Source organism: Klebsiella sp. K5-45 (assembly GCF_030128605.1).
GTDB lineage: Bacteria > Pseudomonadota > Gammaproteobacteria > Enterobacterales > Enterobacteriaceae > Klebsiella > Klebsiella quasipneumoniae.
In genome coordinates this window covers 310,155-334,508 of sequence record NZ_JAKUZW010000007.1, presented here as the reverse complement: position 1 = coordinate 334,508, position 24,354 = coordinate 310,155, and the positions used below count along the sequence as shown (strand labels likewise).

Annotated in this window: 21 protein-coding genes; 7 read left to right on the top strand and 14 right to left on the bottom strand. The window is 56.6% G+C overall.

Annotated features, from left to right (window positions below; all coding sequences use genetic code 11):
- Nucleotides 1-31: 31 nt before the first annotated feature.
- From bamA to rpsB, 9 genes are all read right to left on the bottom strand, one after another.
- On the bottom strand, nucleotides 32-2,461 hold the full coding sequence (gene bamA / locus MKS11_RS17170) for an outer membrane protein assembly factor BamA (RefSeq protein ID WP_004204452.1): 2,430 nt from the start codon (nucleotides 2,459-2,461) through the stop codon (nucleotides 32-34).
- Nucleotides 2,462-2,492: 31 nt separating this feature from the next.
- A complete protein-coding gene (rseP, locus tag MKS11_RS17165) occupies nucleotides 2,493-3,845 on the bottom strand; it encodes a sigma E protease regulator RseP (RefSeq protein WP_049092268.1) in 1,353 nt (450 codons plus the stop codon).
- Nucleotides 3,846-3,856: 11 nt separating this feature from the next.
- Nucleotides 3,857-4,714 (bottom strand): phosphatidate cytidylyltransferase, encoded by an 858-nt coding sequence (gene cdsA, locus MKS11_RS17160; RefSeq protein WP_023292047.1) that lies wholly within the window; start codon nucleotides 4,712-4,714, stop codon nucleotides 3,857-3,859.
- 12 nt (nucleotides 4,715-4,726) lie between these two features.
- A complete protein-coding gene (gene ispU, locus MKS11_RS17155) occupies nucleotides 4,727-5,485 on the bottom strand; it encodes a (2E,6E)-farnesyl-diphosphate-specific ditrans,polycis-undecaprenyl-diphosphate synthase (RefSeq protein WP_002889316.1) in 759 nt (252 codons plus the stop codon).
- Nucleotides 5,486-5,722: 237 nt separating this feature from the next.
- Nucleotides 5,723-6,925 (bottom strand): 1-deoxy-D-xylulose-5-phosphate reductoisomerase, encoded by a 1,203-nt coding sequence (gene ispC / locus MKS11_RS17150; protein ID WP_065904252.1) that lies wholly within the window; start codon nucleotides 6,923-6,925, stop codon nucleotides 5,723-5,725.
- A gap of 228 nt (nucleotides 6,926-7,153) precedes the next feature.
- Entirely contained in the window at nucleotides 7,154-7,711 is a 558-nt protein-coding gene (frr, locus tag MKS11_RS17145) for a ribosome recycling factor (protein ID WP_002889308.1), read from the bottom strand.
- 150 nt (nucleotides 7,712-7,861) lie between these two features.
- Nucleotides 7,862-8,587 (bottom strand): UMP kinase, encoded by a 726-nt coding sequence (gene pyrH / locus MKS11_RS17140; RefSeq protein ID WP_002889306.1) that lies wholly within the window; start codon nucleotides 8,585-8,587, stop codon nucleotides 7,862-7,864.
- 147 nt (nucleotides 8,588-8,734) lie between these two features.
- On the bottom strand, nucleotides 8,735-9,586 hold the full coding sequence (tsf, locus tag MKS11_RS17135; RefSeq protein ID WP_004151930.1) for a translation elongation factor Ts: 852 nt from the start codon (nucleotides 9,584-9,586) through the stop codon (nucleotides 8,735-8,737).
- Nucleotides 9,587-9,705: 119 nt separating this feature from the next.
- Entirely contained in the window at nucleotides 9,706-10,431 is a 726-nt protein-coding gene (gene rpsB / locus MKS11_RS17130) for a 30S ribosomal protein S2 (RefSeq protein WP_004204447.1), read from the bottom strand.
- 321 nt (nucleotides 10,432-10,752) lie between these two features.
- Here rpsB and map point away from each other — a divergent pair, with 321 nt between their 5' ends.
- The 4 genes from map to MKS11_RS17110 all read left to right on the top strand — a co-directional run bounded on the left by map (nucleotide 10,753) and on the right by MKS11_RS17110 (nucleotide 15,617).
- A complete protein-coding gene (gene map / locus MKS11_RS17125) occupies nucleotides 10,753-11,547 on the top strand; it encodes a type I methionyl aminopeptidase (protein WP_004204446.1) in 795 nt (264 codons plus the stop codon).
- A gap of 57 nt (nucleotides 11,548-11,604) precedes the next feature.
- Nucleotides 11,605-14,268: a bifunctional uridylyltransferase/uridylyl-removing protein GlnD gene (gene glnD / locus MKS11_RS17120; RefSeq protein ID WP_259595599.1), complete on the top strand. Its 2,664-nt coding sequence runs from the start codon at nucleotides 11,605-11,607 to the stop codon at nucleotides 14,266-14,268.
- A 30-nt stretch (nucleotides 14,269-14,298) separates the two neighbouring features.
- Nucleotides 14,299-15,123, top strand: a complete 825-nt coding sequence (gene dapD / locus MKS11_RS17115; RefSeq protein ID WP_002889295.1) for a 2,3,4,5-tetrahydropyridine-2,6-dicarboxylate N-succinyltransferase — start codon at nucleotides 14,299-14,301, stop codon at nucleotides 15,121-15,123.
- Between the two features lie 107 nt (nucleotides 15,124-15,230).
- Nucleotides 15,231-15,617 carry a DUF3461 family protein gene (locus MKS11_RS17110; RefSeq protein WP_002889292.1) on the top strand — a complete coding sequence of 129 codons (387 nt, stop codon included), beginning with the start codon at nucleotides 15,231-15,233 and terminating at the stop codon, nucleotides 15,615-15,617.
- Nucleotides 15,618-15,737: 120 nt separating this feature from the next.
- Here the strand turns inward: MKS11_RS17110 and cdaR are convergent, their stop codons facing one another.
- The 3 genes from cdaR to dgt form a co-directional block, all read right to left on the bottom strand.
- The gene (cdaR, locus tag MKS11_RS17105; protein ID WP_087771111.1) at nucleotides 15,738-16,895 is read right to left on the bottom strand and encodes a DNA-binding transcriptional regulator CdaR; all 1,158 of its coding nucleotides are present in this window, start codon (nucleotides 16,893-16,895) and stop codon (nucleotides 15,738-15,740) included.
- Between the two features lie 167 nt (nucleotides 16,896-17,062).
- Nucleotides 17,063-18,496, bottom strand: a complete 1,434-nt coding sequence (degP, locus tag MKS11_RS17100; protein ID WP_004145870.1) for a serine endoprotease DegP — start codon at nucleotides 18,494-18,496, stop codon at nucleotides 17,063-17,065.
- A gap of 134 nt (nucleotides 18,497-18,630) precedes the next feature.
- Nucleotides 18,631-20,145 (bottom strand): dGTPase, encoded by a 1,515-nt coding sequence (gene dgt / locus MKS11_RS17095; RefSeq protein ID WP_043521970.1) that lies wholly within the window; start codon nucleotides 20,143-20,145, stop codon nucleotides 18,631-18,633.
- An 83-nt stretch (nucleotides 20,146-20,228) separates the two neighbouring features.
- Between dgt and mtnN the strand changes: the two genes are divergently transcribed.
- Genes mtnN through MKS11_RS17080 form a run of 3 tightly spaced genes read left to right on the top strand, consistent with a single transcriptional unit; the run spans nucleotide 20,229 to nucleotide 22,383 of the window.
- Nucleotides 20,229-20,927 (top strand): 5'-methylthioadenosine/S-adenosylhomocysteine nucleosidase, encoded by a 699-nt coding sequence (gene mtnN / locus MKS11_RS17090; protein WP_004204440.1) that lies wholly within the window; start codon nucleotides 20,229-20,231, stop codon nucleotides 20,925-20,927.
- Nucleotides 20,920-21,720: a vitamin B12 ABC transporter substrate-binding protein BtuF gene (gene btuF, locus MKS11_RS17085; protein ID WP_004204438.1), complete on the top strand. Its 801-nt coding sequence runs from the start codon at nucleotides 20,920-20,922 to the stop codon at nucleotides 21,718-21,720. Before mtnN ends, btuF begins: the two co-directional genes overlap by 8 nt.
- Before the next feature lie 36 nt (nucleotides 21,721-21,756).
- Nucleotides 21,757-22,383, top strand: a complete 627-nt coding sequence (locus tag MKS11_RS17080) for a TRIC cation channel family protein (protein WP_004204437.1) — start codon at nucleotides 21,757-21,759, stop codon at nucleotides 22,381-22,383.
- Between the two features lie 81 nt (nucleotides 22,384-22,464).
- Here MKS11_RS17080 and erpA read toward each other — a convergent pair whose 3' ends face one another.
- The gene (gene erpA, locus MKS11_RS17075) at nucleotides 22,465-22,809 is read right to left on the bottom strand and encodes an iron-sulfur cluster insertion protein ErpA (protein WP_002889275.1); all 345 of its coding nucleotides are present in this window, start codon (nucleotides 22,807-22,809) and stop codon (nucleotides 22,465-22,467) included.
- Nucleotides 22,810-22,890: 81 nt separating this feature from the next.
- A complete protein-coding gene (gene clcA / locus MKS11_RS17070) occupies nucleotides 22,891-24,309 on the bottom strand; it encodes a H(+)/Cl(-) exchange transporter ClcA (RefSeq protein WP_087771103.1) in 1,419 nt (472 codons plus the stop codon).
- Nucleotides 24,310-24,354: the final 45 nt, after the last annotated feature.

Here is a 24,354-nt window from a genome sequence, read left to right as displayed (position 1 = left end):
TACTGCACTTGCATTCCGTTGCCGCCAACAATTACCAGGTTTTACCAATGTTAAACTGGAACTGTTCGGCTTTGTCTCCATCGTACTTTTTGAACGGTTGGGCGTAGGAGAAGACCAACGGCCCCAACGGCGACATCCACTGCACGGCAATACCCGCAGACATACGGATGTTGCTCGGATCGCTGTAATCCGGATATCCAGCGTACGCGTTCGAATCCCAGTGAGTATCCCATACGGTACCCATATCCCAGAAGAAGGAAGTCCGGACCGAGTTCGCATATTTGTCACTAATAAACGGCGTCGGGGTAATCAGCTCCAGGCTGGCCACCGCCATGGCGTTACCGCCCACCGCATCATCGGATTTACACGGTGCGGATTCGGTGCTCTTACAGTCGTTGGTATAGCCGCTGTCGCCATCATGACGGCTGCTCGACGGGAAGTACACCGCCTTCGGACCAATGGTGTTCGACTGGAAGCCACGCACGGTGCTGGAGCCACCTGCATAGAAGTTCTCATAGAACGGCATCTCTTTGCCGCCGATACCATCGCCATAGCCAAAGCGGGTACGACCCAGCACCACCCATTCATGATCGTTGTCGATCGGCACATAGGTGGCGGTATCCAACGTCGCTTTGTAGTATTCGTTGTCCGAACCCGGAATGGTCACTTTACCGTTCAGGTTGACGCGCGAACCTTCCGTTGGGAAGAAGCCGCGGTCAAGCTTGTTATAGGTCCAACCGTAGTTGAAGGTGAAGTCATTCGCACTGAACGAGTTCCGGTCGTTGGTGTTGTCCGGATACTGGCCCATCGAGTTCAGGTAACGCCACATCGCCACCTGCGGCTGCATATTGGACAGGGAGTTATGCACATACCCGACGCCCGCGCGCAGCGTGTTGTATTCGTTGACTGGGAAGCCCAGCGTGACGTCTGTACCATAGCTTTTGTTGGTATAGTCAGACAGATCCGCATCGTTCGCGTCAAAGTCATTATAGAAGATACGACCGCCGAGGCTCACACCGTCTACGGTGAAGTACGGGTTGGTCACCGACAGCTCGGTATAGGTCTGGTAGTCGTTTTTGGTGCCGTTGATCCCGACAGCATAGCCAGTACCTAACCAGTTATCCTGCTGAACGCCCGCCTGGAAGCTGACGCCGCTCTCGGTACCGTAACCGATACCGAAGTTGAAGCTACCGGTGTTACGCTCTTTTACCTTGTAGACTACGTCGACCTGGTCCGGGCTGCCTGGTACGCGCTGGGTATCGGTATCGACCGTTTCGAAGAAGCCTAAACGGTTGAGACGGTCTTTACCCTGATCGACGAGGTCGCTGCCCAGCCACGCGCCTTCCATCTGGCGCATTTCGCGGCGCAGAACGGCGTCTTTGGAGGTGTCATTGCCTTCGAAGCGAATTTTACGCACGTAATAGCGGTTGCCCGCGTCGACGTTGACGTGCAGCTTAACGGTTTTATCGCTGTCGTTGATCTCCGGCTGCGACTGTACGCGCGGGTAGGCGTAACCATAACGACCCAACAGTTTCTTGATGTCGTTTTCCATCTTGGTCACTTTCGCGCCGTTATACAGTTCACCCGGCTCGACTTTGGTCAGCGCTTCGATTTCCGCGGAATGGCCGGCGAGGTTGCCCGTCACCTGCACCCCGGAAAACTTGTACTGATCGCCTTCGGTGATGTTGACGGTGATGTAGATCCCTTTCTTATCCGGCGTCAGGCTGACCTGGGTAGAATCGATGTTGAAACGGGCATAGCCGCGATCCAGGTAGTAGCTGCGCAGGGTTTCAAGGTCGCCCGCCAGTTTCTGCTTCTGGTATTTACGGTCGCCGACCACGTTCCACCACGGCACTTCATCGCGCAGCTGGAAGTGGGAGATCAGCTCATCAGTCGAAAACGCATGGTTGCCGACGATGTTGATCTGCTGAATTTTAGCGGAGACGCCTTCCTGGAAGACCAGTTTCAGGTCGACACGGTTACGCGGCAGCGGGGTAACGACCGCTTTGACGCTGGCGCTGTATTTACCGACGCTGTAGTAGAAATCCTCGAGGCCCTTCTCGATATCCGCGATGGTCGTGCGGTCAAGCGACTCGCCCACCCGAACGCCAGAGGCCTCAAGGTTCTGCTTGAGCATGTCATCTTTCACCGACTTATTGCCGGAGAAGGTGATGCTGGCGATCGTCGGACGCTCTTTCACCTGCACCAGCAGGGTATCACCATCGCGCAGGACGCGGACGTCCTCGAAGTTGCCAGTGGCAAACAGCGCGCGAATAGTGTTACTGATATCATCGTCGGTCACCGTATCGCCAGGACGCACTGGCATACTGAGGAGGGCCGCACCAACAGCGACACGCTGCAAGCCTTCGAAATGAATGTCCTTCACCACGAACCCTTCAGCACCGTATACAGTCGCGCTGCTAAACAGCAGCGACGCTATGAGCAACTTTTTCATCGCCATCGTTATTATGCGTTCTTCCTAACAAACTCTCTTATAACCGAGAGAAATCATTGAAAAGTGCAAGCCCCATTAACAGCACCAGCAGTATTGAGCCAATGCGATAACTAAAGTCTTGAACTCGCTCGGATACCGGCCCGCCCTTCAGCTTTTCAATCGCCAAAAACAGCAGATGTCCCCCATCCAGTACGGGTAGTGGGAACAGGTTGATGATTCCGAGGTTCACGCTAATCAGCGCAAGGAACATCAGATAATAAATCAACCCAAACTCCGCTGACATTCCAGCCCCCTGAGCGATAGAGATCGGCCCACTGAGGTTGTTCAGTTTGACATCACCGGTTATCAATTTACCCAGCATCCTGACCGTCAGCGACATCAGCTGCCAGGTTTTATCCGTGGCTTCAGCGATGGCGGCAAACGGTCCGTACTGACGTACTGTCTTGTATTCTTCAGGCAGCGGGATGACCTTTGGCACCACCCCTGCGAACCCTTCTGCCTTACCTTTCACCGTTTTTGCATCCGGCGTCAGGGTTAACGGCAGCGCACTCCCCTGCCGTTCAATCTCCAGCGCCAGCGCTTTGCCCGGATTATCGCGCACCAGATTAACAAACGTCATCCACTGCGTTAACGGTTGACCATCGACTTTAACGATCCGGTCGCCCGCTTGCAAACCTGCTTTCTGCGCTGCCGAGCCCGCCTGGACCTCCGCCAGCACCGTATCAATCTGCGCGCTGCGCGGCTGGATCCCCAGCGACGTGACGGGATCTTGCTTGTCTGGCTCAAACGCCCAGTGCCGCAGATCGACGATTTTATCCTGGCGCTGATTAGTCCCGAAAGGGGCGACGGTAAGTATTGTTTGCGGGTTGCCGATTTTGGCCACCAGCTGCAGACGCACCGCATCCCAATCAGGCGTTTCGATACCATCTATCGCTTTAAGTTCCGTTCCTTTTGCAATTTGTGCTTGCGCGGCAACCGAATTGGGCGTTATTTCACCCACTACCGGACGGACCCCAGGAACGCCGATGATGAAGACCAGCCAGTAGGCAAAGATAGCGAAAAGGAAGTTAGCGATGGGACCGGCGGCAATCACCGCCGCGCGCTGGCCGATGGTTTTATTATTGAACGCGTAGTGGCGCATCTCCGGCGCCACCGCTTCAACACGCTCATCCAGCATCTTGACGTAGCCGCCCAGCGGGATCAGGGCAATGACGAACTCTGTACCCTGCTTATCCATCCGCCGCCACAACGCTTTGCCGAAGCCGATAGAAAAACGCTCAACCCGGATACCGCAGCGACGCGCTACCCAAAAATGGCCAAACTCATGCACCGTAATCAGTACGCCAAGCGCAATGATAAAAGCTGCCAGATTCCAGAGCACGCTCAGCATATCACCTTCCGTCAAATCGTCCTGAAGACCAACAGTAGCAGACAGGCGAAGACCGGCACCGCCGCCGTCAGGCTGTCGATACGATCGAGAATACCGCCGTGTCCGGGAATCAAGTGCCCGCTGTCCTTAATGCCGGCCTCGCGCTTAAACATACTTTCCGTCAAATCGCCCAGCACCGAAGCCAGGGCGGCTACCACCGAACAGACCAGCAGCACCGTTGGCGTAACGTCAAGATGGGCCCACACCCCGTAGGCCCAGGAGATCACCGCCGCGGTCAGCAAACCGCCAAAAAAGCCCTGCCAGGTTTTTCCCGGCGAAACCTTCGGCGCCAGCTTGTGCTTGCCAAACATTTTGCCAAACATATAGGCGCCGGAATCCGCTCCCCAGACCAGAATCATCACGTACAGGAGCCACAGCGCACCGCTGTAATGGTTATCGGTATAGTGCCAGGCGCGCAGCGCCAGCATGCCCCAGAAAAACGGGACAATGGTCAGGATACCGAAGATGAGGCGCAGCACTTTAGAGTGACGCCAGAATGCCGCCGACGCCGGATAAGAGAGCACCAGCAGCAGCGCGACGATCCACCAGGCGAAAGAGGCCCACAGCGAGCCTTCAACCATCGGTTGATGAACGTCATAATGGTATTCCGGCAGCAGAAACAGCATCGCCGCCAGCAGAAGGCCGCACAACACCGCCAGCCAGACCCGCTGCGACGTCGAGGTGAAACCACTCAGTTGCCCCCACTCCCATGCGGCGAGCATACAGACCACCAGGGTCACGATAGCAAACCCCATAGGCGGCAATAAAAACAGCGCCGCAATGACGACGGGGATTAAGACGAAAGCAGATATCAGGCGATACTTCAGCAAAAGTGCCCCCCATCAGGCATGACTGCCACCCGGCTCAGTGCCGCCGAAACGACGCTCTCGATTAACAAAGGCATGGAGTGCACCTTCAAAGTCCTGTTCAGCAAAATCGGGCCAAAGAACATCCGTAAAGTAAAGTTCGGCATAGGCAATTTGCCAAATCAGAAAATTACTTATTCGGTGCTCTCCCCCGGTCCTAATAACTAAATCTACGGGAGCCAGTTCATGCATGCAGACCTGCTGACTCAGCATGTCTTCCGTGATCTGCTCAGGCAGCAGCGTCCCGTCCTGTACCTGTTTCGCCAGCAAACGAACGCCCTGGGTAATATCCCAGCGACCGCCGTAATTGGCCGCAATATTCAGCGTTAAGCCGGTATTGTTCGCGGTCAGCGCTTCCGCTTTGCGGATACGCTCCTGCAGGCGCGCATTGAAGCGCGTGGTGTCGCCAATAATCCGCAAACGCACATTGTGTCGGTGCAGGCTTTTGACTTCGCTATCCAGCGCCCAGACGAACAGCTCCATCAGCGCACTGACTTCCTGAGCCGGACGGTTCCAGTTTTCGCTGCTGAACGCGTATAACGTTAACGCCTCAATCCCATTATTCGCCGCGAAAGAGACCGCGCGACGCACGGATTTCGCACCGGCCTTGTGCCCGAAAGCGCGAATTTTACCTTGCCGTTTCGCCCAACGGCCGTTGCCATCCATAATAATGGCGACATGACGGCAGCCATGTGTGGGCGATATTTCGCTGACAGTTTGATTAGCAGACAACATCACGCGTTTTAAGTCCATAATAAGGATTAACTAGCCACCAAACAGAGGCCACCGGGCCGCGCTGGATACGCATTTTTATCCGGTGCCGGGGCTGCAGCCAATCGCAGAGAACAACCAAAAGCTTTACGCAAAAAAGCCGTGTTTTGCCACGGCCACCGTAATCTTTAACAACAAAATGCAACGATCGGGTGGCGCAGACTATATCACTGAAGCTTTGCGCCCACAAATATCACCGCGTTACGCCTGGGTGACCAACCGTTTCAGCTGTTGATGAGCAACCGCGCGGGCCTCAGCGTCGATAACCAGAACGTCATCAATGCTTTGCGGCTCCTGCAGGTTCATCTTATCCAGCACAATCTGGTTAACCGCCGCAATATCGGTAAAGCGGATATCGCCATGCAGAAACGCGGCAACCGACTCTTCATTGGCCGCATTCAGCGTGGTGGTCGCCGCCTGGCCGACGTCAAACGCCTCCATCGCCAGCTTCAGGCACGGATACCGCGTATAGTCTGGCGCGGAGAAGCTCAGATTGCTCAGCTGGCAGAAGTCCAGCGGCTTAGCGCCGGAGTTAAGCCGCTGCGGCCAGCCCATGGTATGGGCGATCGGCGTGCGCATATCCGGCTCTCCAAGCTGCGCCAGCACGCTGCCGTCCTGATAGCGAACCATCGAGTGGATCACCGACTGCGGATGGATAAGGACCTCCATCTGCCGGGCCGAGGCGTTAAACAGCCAGCGCGCTTCAATATATTCCAGGCCTTTGTTCATCATCGTAGCGGAGTCAACGGAGATCTTGCGTCCCATCGACCAGTTAGGATGACGGCAGGCCTGATCCGGCGTCATCGCCGCCAGTTCAGCTACCGCTGTATCACGGAAAGGCCCGCCCGAGCCGGTCAGCAGGATGGATGAAACGCCATTCTGCGCCAGGTCAGCGTATCCCAGATGCTGCTGAATTGTCTCCGGCATACTCTGAAAAATCGCGTTATGTTCGCTATCGACCGGCAGCAATCGCGCCCCCGACCGTTGAACCGCCTCCATGAACAAGCGACCGCAGGTCACCAGCGACTCTTTATTCGCTAACAACACCGTTTTCCCGGCGCGGATCGCCGCCAGCGTCGGCACCAGCCCCGCCGCGCCGACGATAGCCGCCATCACCTGATCGACCTCCTCCAGCGCTGCGACCTCTGCCGCCGCCTGCTGGCCGCTCAGCACCTCGGTACGGCAGCCATGTTCCTGCAGACGGGTGCGCAATCGCTCAGCGCTTTGCGCATCGTCCATCACGGCGTAACGGGGGGTAAATTCAAGGCATTGTTCAACCATACGGTCAACGTTTTTCCCCGCGACCAGCGCGGCGACGGAAAAGCGACCGGGATTATGGCGCACCACGTCCAGCGTGCTACAGCCAATGGAGCCGGTCGAACCGAGAACGGTTAATTGCTTCATGAGACGTCCAGAAGAGTGGAAACAGAATAAAAAGCAAAACGCCGCCAGCAAGCCCCTACGCAGCAATTATCAGGGATAAGACGGCGGCATTAGGCCTTCAACTTAGCGCTAAAGGCTACAAGGCCAGCGGTCGCAACGCAATCCCGAGAATTGAGCGTACAGTCTTCTGTACGGCGTTTCGGATTTTACTCAGACCAGACGCTGTCAGGCCCGAGTAAGGGCAGAGCATCAGAACTGCATCAGTTCTGCTTCTTTGTCTGCCAGCGCCGCGTCAACTTTCTTGATGGCGGCGTCAGTCATTTTCTGCACGTCGTCCTGAGAACGGCGATCGTCATCTTCGCTGATCTCTTTCTCTTTCAGCAGCGCTTTGACTTTGTCGTTGGCGTCGCGGCGAACGTTACGTACGGCAACACGCGCCTGCTCAGCTTCACCACGCACGATCTTGGTCAGATCTTTACGACGCTCTTCGGTCAGCGGCGGCAACGGAACACGAATATCGCTGCCGGCAGAGCTTGGGTTCAGACCGAGGTCGGACGCCATGATCGCTTTTTCAACGGCCGCGGACATAGAACGGTCAAAGACGTTGATTTTCAGGGTACGGGAGTCTTCGACGGTGACGCTGGCCAGCTGGCGCAGCGGGGTCGGCGTACCGTAGTATTCAACAACAATCCCGTCCAGCAGGCTCGGAGAAGCACGACCCGTGCGAATTTTGCTGATTTGGTTTTTGAATGCTTCGACGCATTTTTCCATGCGGATTTCAGCATCTTTTCTGATATCGCTAATCACGTTACGAATCCTTGAAAGCTTGTCTCAGTCAGACCAGACGGGGCACCCGTCGGAAAATGAGCTAAGTATAGTCAGATTTAATGAAAATCACCGGGTAATATCCCCGCGAAAGTAAAGCGGAATATTACCCGGATTTGGCGCTGACGGGAATTATTCCGTGATCAATGTGCCTTCTTTTTCGCCCATCACCACGCGACGCAGGGCGCCAGGTTTGTTCATGTTGAAGACGCGAATCGGCAATTTATGGTCACGCGCCAGGGTGAAGGCCGCGAGATCCATCACTTTCAGCTCTTTTTCCAGCACTTCGCTGTAGGTCAGCTGATCGTACATCGTGGCGGAAGGATCTTTGGCCGGATCAGCGGTGAATACGCCGTCAACCTTGGTGGCTTTCAGCACCACATCGGCTTCAATTTCAATACCGCGCAGGCAGGCTGCGGAATCGGTGGTAAAGAACGGGTTGCCGGTACCCGCGGAAAGGATCACCACGCGGTTGTTGCGCAGCAGGCTGATCGCCTCTGCCCAGCTGTAGTTGTCACACACGCCGTTCAGCGGAATGGCGGACATCAGACGAGCGTTCACATAGGCGCGGTGGAGCGCATCGCGCATCGCGAGGCCATTCATAACCGTTGCCAGCATGCCCATGTGGTCGCCCACAACGCGGTTCATACCCGCTTTCGCCAGACCAGCACCACGGAACAGGTTACCGCCACCAATTACTACGCCAACCTGAATACCCAGCTCAACCAGCTCTTTGATCTCCTGAGCCATGCGGTCAAGTATGCTTGCATCAATACCGAAGCCTTCTGAGCCCTGCAGCGCTTCGCCACTTAATTTCAGCAGAATACGTTTGTAGACGGGTTTTGCATTGGTAGCCATGTTTCTTTCCTGAGACTGTCAACGAATGAGATGTGAGAATTCCGGCGACATTGTATGTCGCATTTCAGCGCGGTCACTATAAGCAGTTGGCTGAATTTACAAAATGGGCGCAAAAAGAAGCCGCCCTCAGGCGGCTCCTTGTAAAAATTAAGACTGCTTGGACATCGCAGCAACTTCTGCTGCAAAGTCAGTCTCAACTTTCTCGATGCCTTCGCCCACTTCAAAGCGGATGAAGCCAGTCACGTCAGCGTTGTGCTCTTTCAGCAGCTGACCAACAGATTTGCTCGGCTCCATGACGAAAGGCTGACCAGTCAGAGAAACTTCGCCGGTGAATTTCTTCATGCGGCCTTCAACCATTTTCTCTGCGATTTCTTTCGGCTTACCGGACTGCATCGCGATGTCCAGCTGAACCTGGTACTCTTTCTCTACCACTTCAGCAGACACGTCTTCCGGCTTAACGAATTCCGGCTTGCTTGCAGCAACGTGCATTGCCAGCTGCTTAACCAGCTCTTCGTCAGCGCCTTTAGCGGCAACCAGAACGCCGATGCGCGCACCGTGCTGGTAGCTGCCCAGAACGTCGCCTTCCAGAACAGCGATACGACGGATGTTGATGTTCTCACCGATTTTAGCAACCAGGGCAACACGTTCTTCTTCGAACTGCGCTTTCAGAACTTCAACGTCGGAGATTTTACCCGCAACAGCGGCGTCCAGTACTTTGTCAGCAAATGCCTGGAAACCACCATCTTTAGCAACGAAGTCAGTCTGGCAGTTAACTTCCAGAATGTAACCGTAGTTGCCTTCGATTTTGGTTTTGATCACGCCGTCAGCAGCCACGTTGCCTGCTTTCTTCGCCGCTTTGATCGCGCCGGATTTACGCATGTTTTCGATTGCCAGCTCGATGTCGCCATTCGCTTCAGTCAGCGCTTTTTTGCAATCCATCATGCCTGCGCCAGTACGTTCGCGCAGCTCTTTTACCAGGGAAGCGGTAATTTCAGCCATTCTAAAATCCTCGGGAGATGTGGATACTGCCCGGCCAACGGCCAAACAGCGTAAATTGAAAAAAGGGGCCGATAATGGGCCCCTATTCATACACGGTACTAATAAGGGCTTAAACCTTATTATTCAGCTTCTACGAAGCTTTCTTCCGCCTGAGAAGCCAGGTCCTGAGAGCGACCTTCACGAACGGTAGCAGCAACAGCGCCCAGGTACAGGCTTACTGCGCGGATTGCATCGTCGTTACCCGGGATAACGAAGTCTACGCCGTCCGGATCAGAGTTGGTATCAACGATAGCAAATACCGGGATGCCCAGGTTGTTTGCTTCTTTGATAGCGATGTGCTCGTGGTCAGCGTCGATTACGAACAGTGCGTCCGGCAGGCCGCCCATGTCTTTGATACCGCCCAGGCTGTTTTCCAGCTTGTCCAGCTCACGAGTACGCATCAGCGCTTCTTTCTTGGTCAGCTTGTCGAAAGTACCGTCCTGGGACTGAGTTTCCAGGTCTTTCAGACGTTTGATGGACTGACGAACGGTTTTCCAGTTAGTCAGCATACCGCCCAGCCAGCGATGGTTCACGAAGAACTGGTCGCAGCTCAGAGCAGCGTCTTTTACCGCTTCGCTTGCAGCGCGCTTAGTACCAACGAAAAGGATTTTACCTTTACGAGCAGCGATCTTGTTCAGTTCAGCCAGAGCGTCGTTGAACATCGGTACGGTTTTCTCAAGGTTGATGATGTGAACTTTGTTACGCGCACCGAAGATGAACGGCTTCATTTTCGGGTTCCAGTAACGGGTCTGGTGACCGAAGTGAACACCAGCCTTGAGCATGTCGCGCATGGAAACAGTTGCCATGTTTAAAACCTCTATAGATTAAATTGGGGTTATGCCTCCACGTATCCCATATTACCGACCCCAAAGGGCACCCCGGAATATGTGCCGATACGTGTGTGTTGTTACACAAAGTGAGATTTGTCGCTCCCGTCCATCCTGTGTATCTGAGATGGATCGGAAGTCCGGCGCGCTTTATACCACAAAATCCACCCAGACACCAACTCTTGTTGACGTCGCGTGCTGTTAATGATTCTCAGTTTGGCACCAGCCTGCCCGGACTGTTACCATTGACAGGACTTACTCTATTATTGTCGAAAATATCGACACTGCTGGACATACTCCATGGCTATCTCTATTAAGACATCTGAAGATATTGAAAAAATGCGCGTTGCCGGTCGCCTGGCCGCTGAAGTGCTGGAAATGATCGAACCCTGGGTTAAGCCGGGCGTCAGCACTGGCGAACTGGACCGTATCTGTAACGACTATATCGTTAACGAGCAGAAGGCCATTTCCGCCTGTCTCGGCTATCACGGCTATCCGAAATCCGTCTGCATTTCGGTCAACGAAGTGGTCTGTCACGGTATCCCTGACGACGGCAAACTGCTGAAAGATGGCGATATCGTGAATATCGACGTGACCGTCATTAAAGATGATTTCCATGGCGATACCTCCAAAATGTTTATCGTCGGCAAACCGACGATTCTCGGCGAGCGCCTGTGCCGCATCACTCAGGAAAGCCTGTACCTGGCGCTGAAGATGGTGAAGCCGGGCATCAATCTGCGCACCATCGGCGCGGCGATCCAGAAATATGTGGAAGCGGAAGGATTCTCCGTGGTTCGCGAATACTGCGGTCATGGCATCGGCCGCGGCTTCCATGAAGAGCCGCAGGTGCTGCACTACGACTCGCCGGAAACCAACGTCGTGCTCAAACCAGGCATGACCTTTACCATCGAGCCGATGGTCAACGCCGGTAAAAAAGAGATCCGCAGCATGAAAGACGGCTGGACGGTGAAAACTAAAGACCGGAGCTTGTCTGCACAGTATGAGCATACTATTGTGGTGACAGACAACGGCTGCGAAATTCTGACGCTACGTAAGGATGACACCATCCCGGCGATAATCTCGCACGATGAATGATGAAAAGCCGGCGCCCGCCGGCTTTTTTATTAGATAGTTTTTTCTTATGGTGACGCGATGAGCAACTCATTACCTGACACAGCCTCCCCTCTTCTGCCCATCCCGCCGGAACATCCGGTGAGCTGGCCGCAGGGCGATCTGAACTGTGCTGCAATAAAGGCGCACATCGATACCTTTCAGCACTGGCTGGGCGAGGCGTTTGACGCCGGTATCGCCGCGGAGCTGCTCATTGCGGCGCGCACCGAATTTATCGACCAGCTGCTGCAGCGGTTGTGGATCGCCAGTGGATTCGAATCCGTCTGCGACCTGGCGCTGGTGGCCGTCGGCGGCTATGGCCGCGGCGAGCTGCATCCGCTTTCTGACGTCGATCTGCTGATCCTCAGCCGCAAAAAGCTGCCGGACGACCAGGCGCAAAAGGTCGGCGAACTGCTGACGCTGCTGTGGGACGTCAAACTGGAGGTAGGCCATAGCGTACGCACTCTCGAAGAGTGTTTACTGGAAGGGCTTTCAGATCTCACCGTCGCCACGAACTTAATCGAATCGCGCCTGCTGATCGGCGATGTCGCGCTGTTCCTTGAGCTGCAAAAACATATTTTTAGCGACGGCTTCTGGCCATCAGAAAAGTTCTTCGCCGCCAAGGTCGAAGAGCAGAACGTCCGTCATCAGCGTTATCACGGCACCAGCTATAACCTCGAGCCGGATGTGAAAAGCAGCCCCGGCGGCCTGCGCGATATCCATACGCTACAGTGGGTGGCTCGCCGCCATTTCGGCGCCACCTCAATGGATGAGATGGTCGGCTTCGGTTTTCTGACCGAAACCGAGCGCAATGAGCTCAACGAGTGTCTGCATCAACTGTGGCGTATCCGCTTCGCGCTGCATCTCGAACTCACTCGCTATGACAACCGCCTGCTTTTCGACCGCCAGCTCAGCGTCGCCCGCCGGCTCGGCTATGAAGGCGACGGCAACCAGCCGATTGAGCATATGATGAAGGACTTCTTCCGCGTCACCCGCCGGGTGAGCGAGCTGAACCAGATGCTGCTGCAGCTGTTTGAAGAGGCCATCCTTGCGCTGACCGAAGATGAAAAACCGCGCCCGATCGATGATGACTTCCAGCTGCGCGGCACGCTGATCGATCTGCGTGACGATACGCTGTTTATTCGCGAGCCGCAGGCCATTCTGCGCATGTTTTATATTATGGTGCGCAACAGCACCATCACCGGCATCTACTCCACGACGTTGCGCCATCTGCGCCACGCCCGCCGCCATCTGACCCAGCCGCTGTGCTATATCCCGGAGGCGCGCACGCTCTTTCTCAGCATGCTGCGCCATCAGGGAGCAGTGAGTCGCGGACTGCTGCCGATGCATCGTCACAGCGTGCTGTGGGCCTATATGCCGCAGTGGTCCCATATCGTCGGCCAGATGCAGTTCGACCTGTTTCACGCCTATACCGTCGATGAACACACCATCCGCGTGATGCTCAAGCTGGAGAGTTTTGCTAAAGAAGATACTCGTAGCCGCCACCCGCTGTGCGTGGAGCTATGGCCGCGCTTAACGCACCCGGAGCTGATTTTAATCGCCGCCCTGTTCCACGACATCGCCAAAGGGCGCGGCGGCGACCACTCGATCCTCGGCGCGCAGGATGTGCTGAAGTTTGCCGAGCTGCACGGGCTGAACTCCCGGGAAACGCAGCTGGTCGCCTGGCTGGTGCGTCACCACTTGCTGATGTCGGTCACCGCCCAGCGGCGCGATATTCAGGATCCGGAGGTGATTAAGCAGTTCGCCGAGGAAGTGCAAACGGAAAATCGCCTGCGCTATCTGGTGTGTCTGACCGTCGCCGATATCTGCGCCACCAACGAAACCCTGTGGAACAGCTGGAAGCAGAGCCTGCTGCGCGAACTCTATTTCGCCACTGAAAAACAGCTGCGTCGCGGCATGCAAAGCACCCCGGACATGCGCGAACGCGTGCGTCACCATCAGTTGCAGGCGCTGGCCCTGCTGCGGATGGACAATATTAATGAAGAGGCGCTGCATCAGATCTGGAACCGCTGCCGCGCCAACTATTTCGTGCGACATACGCCGACGCAGCTCGCCTGGCACGCCCGCAACCTGCTGCGCCACGATCTGAATAAGCCGATGATCCTCCTGAGCTCGCAGGCCACCCGCGGCGGAACGGAGATTTTTATCTGGAGCCCGGATCGCCCTTACCTGTTCGCCGCGGTGTGTGGCGAACTGGACCGTCGCAACCTCAGCGTCCACGATGCGCAGATCTTCACCACCCGCGACGGCATGGCGATGGACACCTTTATTGTCCTCGAACCCGACGGCAGTCCGCTGTCCGCCGATCGCCACGAAGCGATCCGCCAGGGTCTGGAACAGACCATCACGCAGCGCAGTTGGGAGCCCCCGGCGCCCCGTCGTCAGGCGGCAAAACTGCGTCATTTCTCGGTGGACACCGAGGTAAATTTCCTGCCGACCCATACCGATCGGAAATCGTTTCTCGAGCTGATAGCCCTTGACCAGCCCGGGCTGCTCGCCCGTGTCGGTCAGGTATTCGCCGACCTCGGAATTTCGCTTCACGGGGCGCGAATTACGACAATTGGTGAGCGAGTAGAAGATTTATTTATAATCGCTACCGCCGACCGGCGTGCCCTTAATAATGAGCTGCAACAAGAAGTGCAACAACGGTTGACAGCGGCCCTCAATCCAAACGATAAAGGGTGACGTATTTTTTTTAGTGAATGGAAAGAAACAATGCAGCAGTTACAGAACGTTATTGAGTCCGCTTTCGAGCGTCGCGCCGACATCACGCCGGCTAATGTGGACACCGTGACCCGCGAAGCGGTTAACCAGGTTATCGCCCTTCTGGATTCCGGCGCGCTGCGCGTCGCTGAGAAGATCGACGGTCAGTGGGTGACGCATCAGTGGCTGAAGAAGGCGGTACTGCTCTCTTTCCGTATTAACGATAACCAAGTTATCGATGGTGCGGAAAGCCGCTACTTCGATAAAGTCCCGATGAAATTCGCTGACTATGACGAAGCGCGTTTCCAGAAAGAAGGTTTCCGCGTGGTGCCGCCGGCAGCGGTGCGTCAGGGCGCGTTCATCGCCCGCAACACCGTGCTGATGCCGTCCTATGTGAACATCGGCGCCTACGTTGACGAAGGCACCATGGTTGACACCTGGGCCACCGTCGGCTCCTGCGCGCAGATCGGTAAAAACGTTCACCTGTCCGGCGGCGTCGGCATTGGTGGCGTACTGGAGCCGCTGCAGGCGAACCCGACCATCATCGAAGATAACTGCTTCATCGGCGCGCGCTCTGAAGTGGTTGAAGGGGTGATTGTCGAAGAAGGCTCCGTGATCTCCATGGGCGTTTACCTCGGTCAGAGCACCAAAATCTACGATCGCGAAACCGGCGAAGTCTTCTACGGCCGCGTGCCGGCTGGCTCGGTAGTGGTATCAGGCAACCTGCCGTCGAAAGATGGTAAATACAGCCTGTACTGCGCGGTGATCGTGAAGAAAGTCGATGCCAAAACCCGCGGCAAGGTCGGCATTAACGAACTGCTGCGCACCATCGACTAAAGCAAATAAAAAGCGGGAGATATCCCGCTTTTTTTATATTTGATGCTGGCGAAAATGGATTTTTTCGTTAATTATTCAATGGTTATGATGCTATCAAAGGTACCGTTATGTACGATAATCTGAAAAGTCTTGGCATTACCAACCCTGATGAGATCGATCGCTATAGCCTGCGGCAGGAAGCTAACAACGACATTCTGAAAATTTACTTTCAGAAAGACAAAGGCGAATTCTTCGCCAAGAGCGTGAAGTTCAAATATCCGCGTCAGCGCAAAACCGTCGTCGCCGACGGCGTCGGCCAGGGCTACAAAGAGGTCCAGGAGATCAGCCCGAACCTGCGCTACGTTATCGATGAGCTGGATCAGATCTGCCAGCGCGATCGCACTGAAATCGATCTCAAGCGTAAAATCCTCGACGATTTACGCCATCTGGAAAGTGTGGTCACCAATAAGATCAGCGAAATCGAAGCCGATCTGGAAAAGCTCACCCGTAAGTAAGCGCATCCCCGGCGGCGCGTCGCCTGGCCGGGCTGGCGGTATCGAGCCGCTACCGACAGTATACATCGTCCAAGGCCGGGTATGGCGAGTCGCTACCCGGCATTTTTTTACCTCCACGCCTTAGCGTTGTTCATCCAGCTGCAGCGCAATATACAGCAGCAGCCGGTCGTCAAAGCTGCCAAGATCCAGCCCCGTCAGCTCCGAGATACGATTCAACCGGTACTCCAGGGTATTGCGATGAATAAACAGCGCCTTTGACGTCGCCAGGGGCTGCACGTTATGGCGAAACCACACCTGCAGCGTTCGCCGCAGCAGCCCGTTGTTGTCCATCGCCTTGAGACGCGCCAGCGGACGGGCCAGCTCATTGGCCTGCCAGCCGCCGCGCAGGCTGTCAAGCAGCACCGGCAGCATCAGATCCTGATAGAAATAGCTGCGGCTCTCCGGCATTCGTTGCTTACCCACCATCATCGTCGTGCGTGCGGTACGGTAAGAGCGGGCGATACTCCCGGGACCGGTGAAGAAGTTGCCCAGCGCCACGCGGAAGCGGAGCTGCCCATTCTCTTTCATCCTGGCGATAAGCTGCTCGACGCGGCGGACGTGATCGTCTGCGTCCCAGCGGCCAAAGCTGTTCAGCGCCGGTTTCAACACCACCATTTCCGTGAGCGAGACAATGGCCACCAGATTATTGCGATCGGGGGTGGTCAGCGCGTTCTGCAGCTGCTGTAGCTCTGCCATCGCGCTGTCCACGCCGAGCTGGCCGCTGTCCACCTCAATCATCGCCACTACGCGCGGCTGATTCAGATCAATTCCTAAACGCTGCGCCCATTCGTTCAGCGCCGGGGTATGCTCTTCCGCCTGAATCAGGTTCATCACCAGCTCTTCGCGCAGACGGCTGTCCTGCGCCAGGAGATGCATCAGTCGCGACTGCTCCAGCATCATCTCAGCCGTCATGCACACCAGCTCGCCATATTTTCGCAGCGACTCCGGCTCGCCGGTCAGGCCGATCACCCCGACGATCTCCCCCTCCAGGCGCAGCGGCAGGTTAATGCCCTGGCGCACCCCGTGGAGATGGCGAGCCACCGCGTCGTCGATATCCACCACCCGCCCCTGGGAAAGCACCAGCAGCGCGCCTTCGTGCAATTCACCAATCCTTTCCCGATCGCCGCTGCCGATAATCCGCCCGCGGGCATCCATCACGTTGATGTTGGTATCGATGATGCGCATCGTCCGCGCCACAATATCCTGCGCCATTTTGGTATCAAGATGCCAGCCAGCCATGTAATCCTCCCCTTTGCAGGGCACCAGCATAAAAGAGTCGTTGCTCTGCTGCATTGTGCATATGCCCGAAGCCCGGGTGAGATATGTGGAGTTGTGGAAGCGGTCACAGAACGAAAAAAAGCCCCTGCCCTCGGCGAGGGAAGGGGCTGGAGAGCGAGCGCTGACTGTTACTGCAGCAGCAGATAGATAGAGGCGTCGCCGCGCTGAATGTTCAGCGCCAGCACGGACGGTTTGGCGTCGAAGATTTTCCGCAGATCGGCGATGTTTTTCACCGGCTGCTGGTTCGCCCCGACGATGACGTCGCCTTTCTTGAGGCCAATCTGCGCCGCCGGGGTACCGGCTTTCACATTATTGACCACCACACCTTTGTCCTGACCCTTGTTGCTCATTTCCGCCCCTTCAATCCCGTTGAAGATGGTGCTGGAGTCAACCTGGGTCTGGTTGCTCTGCTGCAGTTCGACGGTCACGGTCACCGGTTTGCCGTCGCGCAGCAGACCAAGCTCAACTTTGCTGCCGATAGGCATGGTGCCGACCTGGGCACGCAGCGCGGCGAAGCTGCTGATCGCCTTCCCGTTGAGAGAGGTGATCACGTCGCCGGCTTTAATGCCCGCTTTCGCGGCCGCCGAACCCGGCATCACCTGGCTGACAAAGGCGCCGCGCTGGGCGTCGACTTTCATCGCTTTCGCCAGCTCAGAGTTCAGTTCGGTCCCCATGATGCCGAGCTCGCCGCGTTTCACCTGGCCATATTTCACCATCTGCTCGGTCAGGTTTTTCACCATGTTGCTTGGGATAGCAAAACCGATACCGATGTTGCCGCCGTCCGGCGCCAGAATGGCGGTGTTGATGCCGATCAGCTCGCCGTTGAGGTTCACCAGGGCGCCGCCGGAGTTCCCGCGGTTAATCGCCGCATCGGTCTGGATAAAGTTTTCGTAGTTTTCCACGTTCAGGCCGCTACGACCCAGCGCGGAAACAATCCCGGAGGTCACGGTTTCGCCCAGACCGAACGGGTTACCGATAGCCACGGTGTAGTCGCCAACGCGCAGCGCGTCAGAGTCGGCGAGCTTAATCGCCGTCAGGTTTTTCGGATCCTGAATCTGAATCAGCGCGATATCAGAGCGCGGATCTTTGCCAACCACTTTGGCATCAAACTTACGGCCATCGCTCAGTTGAACCTTAATTGTGGTGGCGTTGTCCACGACGTGGTTGTTGGTCACCACATACCCCTTGGCCGCATCAATGATCACGCCGGAGCCCAGCGCCATAAATTTCTGCTGCTGGCCGCCGTCAGGCTGACCGCCCTGTCCGCCGCCCTGGCAAAACGGCGAACTCTGGAAAGGAGAACCGTCCTGGCAGAACGGCGAATTATCGCCAAAGAACTGCTGGAAGTTACGTGGCATCCGTGGGGTATTAACGGTGGTGCTACCTTCAACGTTAATGCTCACCACCGACGGCATCACCTTCTCCAGCATCGGGGCCAGGCTTGGCATCTGCTGTGCATTAGTGGCCGAAGATGCCGTTTCTGCCGCGCTCGCAGAGAGCGGGGACAACGCCAGACCTAAACTCAGAGCCAGTGCACTCATTGCTAACGTGGTTTTTTTCATCAGTTTCAATCTCAATATCAGAAAACGAAAGTTGCTGTGTACGTGACTATCAGAGTCATTTTATAGCGCTAAGTTCCGGAATTAAGTTTCTGGAAAAAGTAAAAATTTATTGTCCATCTTTACAAAACTCCAGCTTATTCCACCGCCATTAGCCGCCGATATTCATCCCACGCATACAAATCCGTCATCCCGCTGATATAATCCTGAATCAGACGGCAGCGATAATAGTATTCCATCAGCGCAAATTCAGGCGCCGTGCGCGCCAGCTTATTTACCGCTTCCACATAGGCCAGCCGGTGGCGGGTTGATAGTTTCTGATACAGCCGGGAGGCAATGGGTAAACGCCGTACCCGCTCCTGCGCCACTAATTCGCTGAAATCCTCGAGCGATAATTTCAGCAGCGGCTGATAGATATCCAGCAGGCCACTGATCACCCGGTAGCCCTGCAATTCCAGCTGCTCGACATCCGGATGGCTAAACACCTGTTTCATCGCCACATTTTTATAAAGCTCCAGCAGCTGACTGCAATCGCTGTCGTCCTCGAGCAGCGCATGATTAAAGTCGCCCGTAAAGATGGCCGGCAGGTTGTCAATAAATCGGCGCGCCGCGTAGGGCACCAGCTTATTCAGCGTGTTCACCCGCAAATACATAAAAAACTGATCTTCCGCGCTCTGTTTCAGGGAATTGGCTCGTGATTTCTCCCAGGCATTTTCCACTACCTGTGAGAATAACGATCCTTTTTCATGGCAGCCCCAAGCGTCGTAAAGATGCTGATAAAGCTGCTCAGCGCTGAAAATACGTTTTTCCACCGCGTCCTCGAGATCCGCGACGCAATATGAGATGTCATCCGCGGCTTCCATAATCCAGGTTAATGGGAACCGATTGTAAGGCGCCAGATCCAGTTCTTTACGCAGGCGCGCCACATACTCCTCTTCAGCTAAATAGTAGCCAGGCTTTTTCATTAAATAGCTGTGGCTGGCTGGCGTCGCCTCGGACCACCACGCCGGCCGAGTATATTTCAGAATACAGCCGACCTGCGCCCAGGTCAGATTCATGCGCATCAGCGTATGGACCAGACGAATGCCCTGGGCGTTGCCCTCAAAGCTGCAGAGATCCTGGCGCACTTTGCGGCGCAGCGCGTTAAGCGACGTTTCCCCTTCATGCAAGCGTAATGCCTGCACTTCACAGCGATCGTCGGTCAGCGGCTGCCCGAGCGCATCGCCGGGCGCCAGACGCTGGCGGAACCAGTCGTTAATCGCCGCCTCGCCAAAATGGCCAAACGGGGGATTGCCGATATCGTGCATCAGGCAGGCCATCTCCACCACGCTCTCGAATGGCCCGGTCAGCTCTTCCAGGCCATAATCTTCCAGCAGCCTCAGCTCTTTCAGCCGGCTCAGCACCTCTTTGGCGATATAGCGTCCCACCTGCTGCACCTCCAGCGAGTGGGTCAGGCGGGTACGCACTGCCGCGTTGCGCTCCAGCGGGAAGACCTGAGTTTTTTGCTGTAAGCGACGGATTGCCGGCGAGTTGACGATCCGTCCCCGATCGCTTTCGAAGATCCGCAGGATGTCGCGCTCCGTCTCGACACGCGGCGGCGAACGGAAGCGTCGACGCCAGTTTATCTTGTTGCGAAAATCAATCTTTGCCATAGCCTCTCCCGCGCGAGCAATACGCTTCCCCTTAAGCGCATGATAGACTATGCAACTAAACCTGACACATCGCGAGTAAATCTATGAAAATTGGCATTATTGGCGCTATGGAAGAGGAAGTTACCCTTCTGCGCGACAAAATCGAAAACCGCCAGACTATCACTATTGGCGGGAGCGAAATCTATACCGGCCAACTTCACGGCGTTGACGTCGCGCTGCTGAAGTCTGGTATCGGGAAAGTGGCGGCGGCGATGGGCGCGACCCTGCTGCTGGAGCGCTGCCAGCCTGACGTGATCATTAATACCGGCTCTGCCGGCGGCCTGGCGCCGACGCTGAAGGTCGGCGATATCGTCGTCTCCGATGAAGCGCGCTACCACGACGCCGACGTCACCGCCTTCGGCTATGAGTACGGCCAGTTGCCTGGCTGTCCGGCCGGCTTTAAAGCGGACGAAAAACTGGTGGCCGCGGCGGAGAGCTGCATTAACGCGTTAGATCTCAATGCCGTTCGCGGCCTGATCGTCAGCGGTGATGCCTTCATTAACGGCTCTGTCGGTCTGGCGAAGATCCGCCATAATTTCCCGCAGGCGATCGCTGTGGAAATGGAAGCGACCGCCATCGCTCACGTCTGCCATAACTTTAAGGTTCCTTTCGTGGTGGTTCGCGCCATCTCCGATGTGGCCGACCAGCAGTCTCACCTCAGCTTTGAGGAGTTCCTTGCGGTCGCCGCCAGACAGTCCACCCTGATGGTGGAGAATCTGGTACAGAACCTGGCACGTGGCTAAGTCGCTCTCCTTCGCGCTTGCCGCGCTGCTGTTACTCGCCCCGGCGTGGCTGCTGGCCGCGCCGCGGGTGATCACCCTCTCCCCCGCCAATACCGAACTGGCCTTTGCCGCCGGGATCACGCCGGTCGGCGTCAGCAGCTATTCCGATTATCCGCCGCAGGCCAAAACGATTGAGCAGGTTGCCAGCTGGCAGGGAATGAACCTGGAGCGCATCGTAGCGCTCAAGCCAGACCTGGTGCTGGCCTGGCGCGGGGGCAATGCCGAACGTCAGGTTAACCAGCTGCAGTCGCTGGGGATCCACGTCCTCTGGGTGCAGACTTCGACCATCGAAGAGATCATCGCCACCCTGCGTCAGCTGGCGCAGTGGAGTCCACAGCCGGAAAAAGCACAGCAGGCAGCGCAGGCGATGCAGCAGGAATACGATGCGCTGAAAGCGCGCTATGCCAGCGCGCCGAAGAAACGCGTCTTCCTGCAGTTCGGTTCCGCACCGCTATTCACCAGCGGCCCCGGCTCAATTCAGGATCAAGTGCTGAGGCTGTGCGGCGGCGAGAATATCTTTGCCGCCAGCCGCGTTCCCTGGCCGCAGGTGAGCCGCGAACAGGTGCTGGCCCGTCAGCCGCAGGCGATTGTGGTGACCGGCGACGCCAGCCGCATCGCCGAAGCGCAGCGCTTTTGGCAACATCAGCTCACCATTTCGTTGATTGCGTTACACAGCGACTGGTTTGAACGCGCAAGCCCACGTATTATCCTCGCCGCCAAACAACTTTGTGCGGCGCTCGACCAGGTAAAATAACCATCCGGCATACCGGATGTTCAGTGGGAATCAACGATGCTTGTCTATTGGCTGGATATTATTGGCACAGCTGTCTTCGCGATCTCCGGCGTTCTGCTGGCGGGGAAATTGCGTATGGACCCATTCGGCGTGCTGGTGTTAGGCGTGGTGACGGCCGTGGGCGGCGGTACCATCCGCGATATGGCGCTGGCGAATGGCCCGGTATTCTGGGTCAAAGATCCCACCGATCTGGTGGTGGCGATGGTCACCAGCATGCTGACCATCCTGCTGGTCCGCCAGCCGCGCCGGCTGCCGAAATGGATCCTGCCCGTTCTTGATGCCGTCGGTCTGGCGGTGTTTGTCGGCATCGGGGTGAATAAAGCGTTTCTCGCCGGCAGCGGCCCGCTGGTCGCGGTGTGCATGGGCGTGGTGACCGGCGTTGGCGGCGGGATAATCCGCGACGTGCTGGCGCGCGAAATTCCTATGATTCTGCGCACCGAGATCTACGCCACCGCCTGTATTGTGGGCGGCATTGTCCACGCCACCGCGCACGACACCTTTCATCTCCCGTTGGAGAATTCGGCGATGATGGGGATGGTGGTGACCCTGGTGATTCGTCTGGCGGCGATCCGCTGGCACCTGAAGCTGCCGACGTTTGCGCTGGACGATAACGGACGGTCATAAAAGCAAAACGGTAACCTGAGGTTACCGTTTTTAACGTTGGCGCCCTCTCGCAGAAGGGGAAGACGCCCGGTCGCACTCGCTTTACACGCTGAACGAGGATCCGCAGCCGCAGGTGCTTTTCGCGTTCGGGTTGGTCACGATAAAGCGCGAACCTTCCAGCCCTTCGGTATAGTCGACAGAGCCGCCGACCAGATACTGCAGGCTCATCGGATCAACCACCAGGCCGACACCCTGTTTCTCAATGGTCATATCCCCTTCGTTCACCTGATCGTCGAAGGTGAAGCCATACTGGAAACCGCTGCAACCGCCGCCGGTAATATACACGCGCAGTTTCAGGTTCGGATTATCTTCATCCGCAATCAGGTGTTTTACTTTATTGGCTGCGGCTTCGGTAAACTCCAGCGGCAACGCTACGTCATCACTCATTTTTTGCTCCCATTGATACTTCCGGCCGGTTAAAGAATAACCGGGCCTTTTGAGCCATTATCTAATACCCTGGTAAATCGTTCAAGTATTCTCCCGGGGCGCCTGCTGCGCTTTTGCCGCCTGCTCGGCCTCCTGCTTCGCCAGAGTACGTTGCAGAATGGTCGAATACAAAGGCTTACCGCCGAGGAATTGCGCCAGTAGTGTTGCGCCAAGGCAGGTAATAATCATTGGCAAAATGAGCTGATAGTTATCGGTCATCTCCAGCACCAGCACAATCCCGGTCAGCGGCGCGCGCACCGAGGCGGCGAGCAGCGCGCCCATGCCGGCGATAGCGAAGGTGCCGGCATCGAGATGGTAGGACGGAAACAGCGGGATAGCCGCCATGCCGAACGCCGTGCCCAGCAGCGTGCCGAGCGCCAGCATCGGGGCGAAGATGCCCCCCGGCGCGCCGGAGGAGAAGCAGATCAGCGTGGTCACCACGCGGGCAATAAAGATAAACAGCAGCAAACCGACGGAGAAGTTACCGGCGGCGGCGATGGGGATCAGGTTAAAGCCACCGCCCACCGCGGAGGGCTGCATCAGCCCCAGCAGACCGCAAAGCCCGCCGATGATCCCGCCCATTAACACCCATTTTTTGATGTTGCCGCCGTGAATGCGCTGGAACAGATCCTGGGTGCGCAGCACCAGAAAATTAAATAGCGGGCCGAAGCAGCCAAACAGCATCCCCAGCACCAGGTACAGCCACAGAGTGTTCACCGGGGCATTGCTCAGCTTGCCCACCTCTATAATTGCCGCCTCGCCGTTAAAAATGCGAAACACAATGCTCGACATGATCACGCCGGTAAATACCGCTTTAATGGAGATCAGGTTGTAGCGGAACTGCGGGCGCATCTCTTCGATGATAAACAGGATACCAGCCAGCGGCGCGTTAAAAGCCGCTGAGAGACCCGATGCCGCGCCGGTCGCCAGCAGCGTGTGCCGCGCTTCCGGACTGCGCATGCGGAAAATATCCAACACCATGCGCCCAATGTTGCCGCCAAGCTGCACCATCGGCCCTTCGCGTCCCAGCACCATTCCGGCGCCCAGGGTCCCCATGCCACCGATGAATTTAACCGGCAGCACGCGCCACCAGCGCACCGGCCGCAGCTCCTCCAGCGCCCCTTCGATCTCAGGGATCCCCGATCCGCCAGCCTCCGGCGCAAAGCGGCGCACGAGGAAATAGCCGACCATCGCCAGCAGCGCCGACAAGATAAACGCCAGCGGCCAGACCAGATACCAGTGGTCCGCTACCTGCGCCAGCGCGCCGATCCGCTGGTTCTGCACCCAGTTCACGCTCTTTTCAAACGCCACGCCCACCAGCCCGGCCAGCGTGCCGACCACCGCCGCCATAAACAGCACCGCCAGCGGCGTTTTATCGCGCTGAATTAAGCGGCGCACCGCATCGCCGCGACGCACCCGCACGAACTGATGTGCTTCAAAAGAGGGAGCTTCTGCTTTCATGCCGTTATCAATTATTGGTAATACAAATGAAGAGAGAGGCATTTT